This is a genomic window from Streptomyces sp. NPDC048248 (assembly GCF_043201875.1).
Classification (GTDB): Bacteria; Actinomycetota; Actinomycetes; order Streptomycetales; family Streptomycetaceae; genus Streptomyces.
This window is the reverse complement of sequence record NZ_JBICZL010000011.1, coordinates 355,878-364,896: the sequence shown is the minus strand read 5'-3', so window position 1 is coordinate 364,896 and position 9,019 is coordinate 355,878. Positions and strand designations below refer to the sequence as shown.

Genomic DNA, 9,019 nt, shown 5'->3' with positions numbered 1-9,019 from the left:
ATCGAGCCCTATCAGGGTCCGCCGAGCGGGCGGCACACCACCGTGCTCTACGCGCCGACGTGGGAGGGCTGGGACGGCAACCCCGGCAACACCTCCGTGATCCTGGCCGGCGAGAACATCGTGCGTGCGCTGCTGGCCGATGACGATGTGCGGCTGCTGTACAAGCCGCATCCGATGACGGGTTCGGTCGATCCGCGGGCCGGTGCGGCCAATGCCCGTATCCAGGCGATGATCGCCGAGGCCAATGCCCGCCGTAGCGGTGCCCTGCCCGGGCCTGAGGCGGCGGCCGAGCTCGCGCTGCGGACCGAGGAGCTCAATGCGCTGACCACTTCGGCGTTCCGTCGCAGTGCCGATGAGCTGGAGCGGATGCGGCTGCAGGGCACCCCGGAAGAGGGCCGTGCGGCGGCGGTGGCCGATGCCGTCACCGCCTGGGAGGGTGCCTACTGGGCGTCCTTCCCGCAGTGGGAGCACCGCATCATCACCACCGCCCGTCCTGCGATCTTCACCTGCTTCAACCAGGCCGACGTGCTGATCAGTGACGTCTCCAGCGTCGTGTCGGACTACCTCAGCAGCGAAAAGCCCTACGCGGTGGCGAACACCACCGGTATGAGCGAGGACGACTTCCGCGCGCACTTCCCCACCGTCCGCGCGGCCACCATCCTCACCCCCAAGGCCGACGGCGTCCCCGCCCTCCTCGACGCCGTCCGCCACCCCGAGCACGACACCCTCGCCCCCGAGCGCGCCGCGCTCAAGACCCACCTGCTGGGCCCCTCCGACCCGCCCTCCCCCGTCCGCTTCAACCAGGCCGCCCTCGACCTCGCAGCCCAGGCCGACGAACGCCGCACCCGCATGGAAACCCGCCTCGCCGGCATCCCCGGACAACGCTCCCAGGACCTGGACGCCGACGAGAGCGCCGAACGCGAGTCCAGCGACATCGAGGACGCACCGGCCGCCGTCTAGGCCGCAGCCGGGCGCCCACGCGGCGGGAACCGGCACAGCGCAACGGGGAAGGCCCCCGGGAGGAATCCTCCCGGGGGCCTTCCCCGTTGCGCTGTGCCCGCGCCGACCGCCGGGACACCGGGCGGTGTCCCGGCCGGCGAGCGGCTAGAAGGGCTGGAAGCCGTCGTACTCCTGGTCGGCCTCGTCCCGCTCCAGGTCGCGGTCCTTGCGGCGCTGAGCGGCCGGTCGGGGCGCCTCCAGGCGGTGGTCCTCGCCACGACGGCCCAGCATCTCCGCGCCGGCGGCCATCAGCGGCTCCCAGTCGAAGACCACGGCGTTGTCCTCCTGACCGATCGCGATGCCGTCACCGGCGTGCGCGCCGGCCTTGCGCAGCGCGTCCTCCACACCGAGGCGGTTGAGCCGGTCCGCGAGGTAGCCGACGGCCTCGTCGTTGTTGAAATCGGTCTGGTTGACCCAGCGCTCGGGCTTCTCACCGCGCACCCGGAAGAAGTTCTCGCCCTCGGCCGTCACCGTGAAGCCCGTGTCGTCCACGGCCTTCGGGCGGATCACGATGCGGGTGGCCTCCTGCACCGGCTTGGCGGCGCGGGCCTTGGCGACGATGTCCGCCAGCGCGAAGGACAGCTCCTTCAGGCCGATGTGGGCGACGGCCGAGACCTCGAAGACGCGATAGCCGCGCTCCTCCAGGTCGGGGCGGATCATGTCGGCGAGGTCCTTGCCGTCCGGCACGTCGATCTTGTTGAGGACGACCACCCGCGGACGGTCGTCAAGGCCGCCGTACTGCGACAGCTCCGCCTCGATCATGTCGAGGTCGGAGACCGGGTCGCGGTCCGACTCCAGGGTCGCGGTGTCCAGGACGTGCACGAGCAGCTCACAGCGCTCGACGTGCCGCAGGAACTCCAGCCCCAGGCCCTTGCCCTGGCTGGCGCCGGGGATCAGGCCGGGCACGTCCGCGATGGTGTAGACGGTCGAACCCGCGGTCACCACACCGAGGTTGGGCACCAGGGTGGTGAAGGGGTAGTCGGCGATCTTCGGCTTGGCGGCCGACAGAACGGAGATCAGCGACGACTTTCCGGCGCTCGGGTAGCCCACCAGCGCGATATCCGCGACGGTCTTCAGCTCCAGGACGATGTCCCGCGCCTCGCCGGGCTCGCCGAGCAGCGCGAAGCCGGGGGCCTTGCGGCGGGCGGAGGCCAGCGCGGCGTTGCCGAGGCCGCCGCGGCCGCCCTGGCCCGCGACGAAGGTGGTGCCCTGGCCGACGAGGTCGGCGAGCACATTGCCCTGGCGGTCCAGGACGACGGTGCCGTCCGGGACGGGCAGGACCAGGTCCTGGCCGTTCTTGCCGGAGCGGTTGTCGCCCGCGCCGGGCTGGCCGTTGGTGGCCTTGCGGTGCGGGTGATGGTGATAGTCGAGGAGGGTGGTGACGTCCTGGTCGACGACCAGGGTCACATCGCCGCCACGGCCGCCGTTGCCGCCGTCGGGGCCGCCCAGGGGCTTGAATTTCTCCCGCATCACGGAGGCCACGCCGTGGCCTCCGTTACCCGCGGCGACATGCAGCTCGACGCGGTCCACGAAGGTGGTCATGGTTGGGGTGCCTCCAGATAACTACGGGAATGTCTCTGTACTAACACGCCAAGGGCGGACCGGCCTTCCCGCTCTCGCGGGAAAAGGCGGTCCGCCCTCGGAGTGGTGCTAATGCTGAGCTATCGCTCGGTGGCTGATTACTCGGCGACCGGAACGATGTTCACGACCTTGCGACCACGGTGGGTGCCGAACTGCACCGCGCCCGCAGCCAGGGCGAACAGGGTGTCGTCGCCGCCGCGGCCGACGCCCGTGCCCGGGTGGAAGTGGGTGCCACGCTGGCGGACCAGGATCTCACCGGCGTTGACGGCCTGACCGCCGAAGCGCTTCACGCCGAGCCGCTGAGCATTGGAGTCGCGACCGTTCCGAGTGGACGATGCGCCCTTCTTGTGTGCCATGTCTCGTCAGTCCCTTACTTCGCCGGAGCGTCGATGCCGGTGATCTTCAGCGCCGTGTGGAGCTGGCGGTGGCCGATGCGCTTCTTGTAACCGGTCTTGTTCTTGTACTTCTGGATCCGGATCTTGTCGCCCTTGTGGTGGTCCACGACCTCGGTCTGGACCTTCACGCCGGCCAGGACCCACGGGTCACTGGTGACGGAGTCGCCGTCGACGACCAGCAGCGTGGAGAGCTCGACGGTGTCGCCGACCTTGCTGGTGGAAATGCGGTCAACCTCGATGACGTCGCCAACAGCAACCTTCTGCTGGCGTCCGCCGGTGCGCACGATCGCGTACACGCGGAACTCTCTTTCGCTAGAAACGGGTCCTCTGATGCCAGCCGCTCACACAGGCTTGGAAATGCCCGTGGAATCCGAGTGGACGAGCGGCCTCCCTCGGCGGACCGAGAGGTGTTTGCTCAGGGGTTTGGTGCCACACAGACACCGACGGTCAAGGTTACGGGGCCTCGACCAGGGGGTCAAACCGGCCCCGGACCGCTGACGGTCCGGGGCCGGCCCCGTTGCCGGGTGGTGCTCAGTCCTCCGTCGAAGCCGACACCGAGGGCAGCGACTGCTGCTCGGCGGCAGCGGTCTTCTTGGCCGCCGCCTTCGTCGTCTTCTTGGCGGCCGTCTTCTTCGTGGTGGTGGCCTTCTTGGTGGCGGTGGCCTTCTTGGCGGTGGTCTTCTTCGCCGCCGTCTTCTTGGCCGTCGTCGTCTTGGCGGTCGCCGTCTTGGCCGCGGTCTTCTTCGCCGCGGTCTTACGGGTCGTCGCCTTCTTCGCCGTCTTCTTCGCCGGCTCCGCCTCTGCGCCCTCGGCGGGCTCCGGGGCCTCGGCCGACGCCTCGGCGTCCGGCTCGACGGGCTCGGCAGCCGGCGGCGCGGTGACCACGACGGTCGAGGAGTCGTCGGAGACCTGCGGCGAGCCCGCCGGAGCGGTCGCCTTACGGGTGGCCCGACGGCGCGGACGGGCCGGCGCGGCCTCCGCGGCCGGTGCCGGCTCGGGCTCCGGCTGCGGCTCCGGTGCGGTCTCGACCGGCACGACGATCGCGGCGGCCTCCTCCGCGGCCTTGGGGGCGCCCGCCGGGGCGGACACCTTCCGGCTCGCGCGACGGCGGCCACGGCCGCGTCCGGCGGCCGCCTCGGCCTCCGCCGGGCTGCCGTACCACTCGTCGGCCTCGGCGACCGCGGGCTGCAGCTCGGCCTCGGTCACCGGAGCGGGCTCCAGTTCCGGGGCAGCCTCCTCCGCCACCGCGACGTCCTCGTGCTGGTGGTCGACGTGCGCCTCGTGCCGCTCGCCGTTGCCGGACTTGCCCTTCTTCTTGCGCTTGCCGCCACCGCCGACGGACGTCGGCTGGTCCATGTGGACGATGACGCCGCGGCCGTTGCAGTGCACACACGACTCGGAGAAGGACTCCAGCAGGCCCTGGCCGACCCGCTTGCGGGTCATCTGGACCAGGCCGAGCGAGGTGACCTCGGCAACCTGGTGCTTGGTGCGGTCCCGGCCCAGGCACTCCAGCATCCGCCGCAGCACGAGGTCCCGGTTGGACTCCAGCACCATGTCGATGAAGTCGATGACGACGATGCCGCCGAGGTCGCGCAGCCGCAGCTGGCGCACGATCTCCTCGGCCGCCTCCAGGTTGTTCCTGGTGACGGTCTCCTCGAGGTTGCCGCCCTGACCGGTGAACTTGCCGGTGTTGACGTCGATCACGATCATCGCTTCGGTCTTGTCGATCACCAGCGAACCACCGCTGGGCAGCCAGACCTTGCGGTCCAGCGCCTTCATCAGCTGCTCGTCGATGCGGTACGTCGCGAAGACGTCGACATCCGAAGTCCACTTCTGCAGACGGTCGGTGAGGTCCGGCGCGACATGCGCGACATAGCCGTGGATGGTCTCCCAGGCTTCGTCACCGCTGACGATGACCTTGGAGAAGTCCTCGTTGAAGATGTCGCGGACGACCCGCACGGTCATGTCCGGCTCGCCGTAGAGCAGCGTCGGCGCGTTGGAGCTGCTGCTCTTGGCCTTCTGCTGGATCTCTTCCCACTGCGCCTGGAGGCGCTGGACGTCGCGCGCCAGCTCGTCCTCGCTCGCGCCCTCCGCGGCGGTACGGACGATGACGCCCGCGTCCTCGGGGACGATCTTCTTGAGGATCTGCTTCAGCCGGGCGCGCTCGGTGTCCGGCAGCTTGCGGCTGATACCCGTCATCGAGCCCTCGGGCACGTAGACGAGGTAGCGGCCGGGCAGCGAGACCTGGCTGGTCAGGCGGGCGCCCTTGTGGCCGATCGGGTCCTTGGTGACCTGGACCAGCACGGACTGGCCGGACTTCAGCGCGGTCTCGATGCGGCGGGGGCCATTGGCCATGCCCAGCGCCTCGAAGTTGACCTCGCCGGCGTACAGCACGGCGTTGCGGCCCTTGCCGATGTCGACGAAGGCGGCCTCCATCGACGGCAGGACGTTCTGCACCTTGCCGAGGTAGACGTTGCCGACGTAGGAGGTCGACTGCTCCTTGTTGACGAAGTGCTCCACCAGGACGTTGTCCTCGAGGACGCCGATCTGGGTGCGCTCGCCGCTCTGGCGGACGACCATCACCCGCTCGACGGCCTCGCGGCGCGCGAGGAACTCCGCCTCGGTGATGATCGGCACCCGGCGACGGCCCTGCTCCCGGCCCTCACGACGGCGCTGCTTCTTGGCCTCCAGGCGGGTCGACCCCTTGATCGACTGCACCTCGTCGGCGCTGGTGCCGCCCTCGTCCTTCTTGCGGGGCTCACGGACCTTGACGACCGTGCGCTCCGGGTCGTCGCCGTTGTGGGTCCCCTCCTCGCCGGAGTCACCGCTGCGACGGCGACGGCGGCGACGGCGACGGCTGCTGCTGGAGCCGCCCGCGCCCTGCTCGTCCTCGTCGGCGGCCTGCTCGTCGTCCTCCTCGGGCTCGGCGTCCGCGTCGGCGCTCTCCCGCGCCTCGGACGGCCGGCCCTCGGCGGGCTGGTCGTCGGAGCCGTCGGCGGACTCACCGCGACGGCGGCGACGGCCACCACGGCGGCGGCGGCGCGAGGGGCGGTCGCCGGACTCGTCCTCGCCCTGTGCGCTCTCGCTCCGCGCGGCGTCGTCCTCGGACTCGGACTCGTCCTCGGGCTCCGGCTCCGGCTCCTCGACCGGGGCGGCGGCGACCGGCTCGGGCTCGGCGGGCGCGCCACGACGGCGGCGCCGGCGCGGGGCTGTGGGCTGCTCCTCGCGGACGCGCTCCTCGCGGACCTGCTCCTCGGCCTCGGGCTCCTCGTCCTGACGGGCCGCGGCCGCGGCGGCGGCCGCGGTCTCCGGGGTCTGGAACATCGGCTCGGTGAAGACCGGCGCCTGGAAGACGGCGGTCGGCGGGCGCTGCGCACGGCGACGGCCACGGGCCGGTGCCTCCGGCGCGGCCTCCTCCTCGGCGCGGGGCGCCTCGGCGACCGGCTCCGCGGCGCGCTCACCACGGCGCCGTGCCCGGCGCTTGGGGGCCTCGGTCTGCTGCTCAGCGGCGGCTTCGGCCACGGGGGCTTCGGCTGCGGGGGCTTCCTCGGCGGCGCTCTGCGGGGCACCGGCCGGAGCGGTCGCCTTACGGGTCGCGCGGCGGCGCGAGCGGGCCGGCTTGGCCTCTTCAGCAGGCTCCGCGGCGTCCTCGGGGACGGAGGCGGGGGCGGCGGGCTCGACGGTCTCCGCCTTCACGGGGGCGGTCTCCTCCGCGGCGTTCTGGGGGGCGCCGGCGGGGGCGGTCACCTTGCGCGTGGCGCGTCGGCGGCCACGGGCGGGCCGGGCGTCCTCCTCCTGGGCGGCGGCCGGGGCCTCGTCCGCGACCGGCTGTGCGGCGGGCGCGGGTGCCTCGGCGGCGGCCGGCTCAGGGGTGGATTCGGGCTGCGGGGAGCCGGCGGGCGCGGTGACCTTGCGGGTCGCGCGGCGGCGGGTACGGGCCGGCGCCACGGGGGCGTCGTCCTCGACCTGCGCAGGCTGCGCGGCGGCAGGGGTCTCGGCGGCGGCTTCGGCCGGCTCGGGGGCCTTCTTCGCGGGGGCGTCCTGCGGGGAGCCGGCCGGAGCGGCGACCTTGCGGGTCGCGCGGCGGCGGGTACGGGCCGGCGCGGCGTCTTCGCCGGTGGTGACCGCGGAAGCGGTGCTGTCCTCGGCGGCCGGCTGTGTGGCGGCCGCTTCGGTGCTCACCACCGCGGATGCGGCGGCGCCACCTGCGGGCGGGCCTGCCGGCCGGGATGCCGCGCGGCGCCTGCGGCGGGGCGGCAGCGTGTCGCTGGGCGAGTTGTTGTCGTCGGCACCACGGTCCGCGGACGGCGTGGATTCGGTGGAATCGGTTGGTTCGAGCATGCGGGCGGTTCTCCCGTCACGCTCCCGGGCGCCGGGCCTTGTTCCGGTCCGCGAGCCGCGTGATGTGCGCGGCTTCGCTGTCCGGGGCGTGGGCGCCGCACGGGAGCTGTCGTCTCGCTCGCCGGCCCCAGTTCGGGGACCGGCGAAAGTCTCCTGGTCAGTGCGTCTGCCGGACCGGGGTGGCTCCCTGGCTGATCGGCGACGCGACGACGGCGGTCCTACGCAGTACCTTCCCCGGAAACTGCCGGGGAGACCCCACTCGGCGCCTTCGCGGCACTCAGCCCGGCGGCCGTGGGTGGGGCGGCCGTGGCAGCGTCGCGGTCGGGCGCGAGCGGGTCAGTCACCGCGCCGGTCTCCTCATCGAGCAGCCCCTGCGCCAGCCTGGTCACCGCAGCGGGGACCGGCGGCGCCAGGTCGGCCGCAGCTCGGAGGCCGGACAGGACGTCGTCGGGTCGAACGGCAGGTGTCAGATGCCGAACAACCAGCCGCAGTATCGCACAGGCTTTACCTTCGGGCCTATCGCCCTCGCTCTCGGCAGCCTCCAGACGGGCCACCGCGGCGCGTGCGTCGAACGTCCGCATGCCGTTCTTGGTACGGCGCTCGACCTGCACTTCTTCCGCGGCGAGGAATGCCTCGACGGCGCGCCCGGCCTCCTCGGCCGCGACTCCGTCCAGGCGCATCTCCCACACCGAGGCCTGGAGCCGGTCAGCGAGCCCGCTGGTGTGCGCCTCCACGGCGTCGATCACATCGAGCCCGGTCGGCAGCGACTCGTCCAGCAGCTCCCGGAGCTTGTCCGGGTCGCGGCGCGCGGTGAGCTGGATCTCCAGATACTCGGCCTCGCTGCCCGTGCCCGTCGGGGCGGCGTTGGCGTACGACACCTTGGGGTGCGGGGTGAAGCCCGCCGAATAGGCCATGGGGACCTCGGCGCGGCGCAGCGCCCGCTCGAAAGCGCGCTGGAAGTCGCGGTGGCTGGTGAACCGGAGGCGGCCGCGCTTGGTGTAGCGCAGTCGGATGCGCTGCACCGCCGGTGCGGGCGGCGGGCCTTCGGGCTGTCGCTTGCCCAGTGTCGTTCAGTCCTTCGTGAGTGCGGTCGTACTGCTACCTAGAGTACGTGTCCCGGGCGCGGCCGGTTCCCGGTGGGGCGCCACGGCGGTCTCCCGCCGCGGCTCCTCGGGGGCCCCGAAGAGCGCGCGCCGCAAGTCCTTGCGGGTCTGGCGCACCGTCTCGCGCGCGGCGGCCAGTGCCTGCCGTGTGGTGCGGCCCGCGGCGCGCAGGGCTTGGCGTGCCGGGCGCCAGATGCCGTCGCGCAGCCCGTGTCCCAGCGGTGTGAGCACGGTCCGGTAGGCCCAGCGCAGCGGCTCGACGAAGATCCACCGCAGGAGCCGGCCGAGGAAGCGGCCGACCGCGCGGGACACGTACCCGGCGGCCCGCCAGCAGTGCCCGAGCGCGTCCCCGACCTCTCGGACGACCACGGTCACCGCCGCGACCAGGGCGCGGCCGACCGGCTGCAGCACGTACCGCCACAGGGCGACGACCGGCACGATCAGGATCCACCGAACGAGCGCGGCGACCGCCATGGCGACGCCGCGCGCCAGCCATGCGATGCCGTGACCGACGGGCGTGAGGATCTGCGCGTACAACCACTGAGCAGGCACCACCAGCAAATACCGCACCAACCAGGCCACCGCGACCGCAACACCACG

The 9,019-nt window shown here is 72.5% G+C and carries 5 protein-coding genes and 2 pseudogenes; 1 reads left to right on the top strand and 6 read right to left on the bottom strand.

The window, feature by feature from the left end; genetic code table 11:
• Nucleotides 1-960 (top strand): annotated as a pseudogene (locus tag ACGFZW_RS25675) (hypothetical protein); the annotation flags it as partial.
• A gap of 144 nt (nt 961-1,104) precedes the next feature.
• Here ACGFZW_RS25675 and obgE read toward each other — a convergent pair.
• The 6 genes and pseudogenes from obgE to ACGFZW_RS25645 all read right to left on the bottom strand — a co-directional run.
• Nucleotides 1,105-2,541 carry a GTPase ObgE gene (gene obgE, locus ACGFZW_RS25670; protein WP_393895558.1) on the bottom strand — a complete coding sequence of 479 codons (1,437 nt, stop codon included), beginning with the start codon at nt 2,539-2,541 and terminating at the stop codon, nt 1,105-1,107.
• Nucleotides 2,542-2,678: 137 nt separating this feature from the next.
• A complete protein-coding gene (gene rpmA, locus ACGFZW_RS25665; protein ID WP_009717948.1) occupies nt 2,679-2,936 on the bottom strand; it encodes a 50S ribosomal protein L27 in 258 nt (85 codons plus the stop codon).
• 14 nt (nt 2,937-2,950) lie between these two features.
• A complete protein-coding gene (gene rplU / locus ACGFZW_RS25660; RefSeq protein WP_052855736.1) occupies nt 2,951-3,271 on the bottom strand; it encodes a 50S ribosomal protein L21 in 321 nt (106 codons plus the stop codon).
• A 235-nt stretch (nt 3,272-3,506) separates the two neighbouring features.
• On the bottom strand, nt 3,507-7,316 hold the full coding sequence (locus ACGFZW_RS25655) for a ribonuclease E/G (protein ID WP_393895557.1): 3,810 nt from the start codon (nt 7,314-7,316) through the stop codon (nt 3,507-3,509).
• A gap of 218 nt (nt 7,317-7,534) precedes the next feature.
• Nucleotides 7,535-8,338, bottom strand: a complete 804-nt coding sequence (locus tag ACGFZW_RS25650; protein ID WP_393895556.1) for a TIGR03936 family radical SAM-associated protein — start codon at nt 8,336-8,338, stop codon at nt 7,535-7,537.
• Nucleotides 8,339-8,386: 48 nt separating this feature from the next.
• Nucleotides 8,387-9,019: pseudogene (locus tag ACGFZW_RS25645) on the bottom strand (hypothetical protein); the annotation flags it as partial.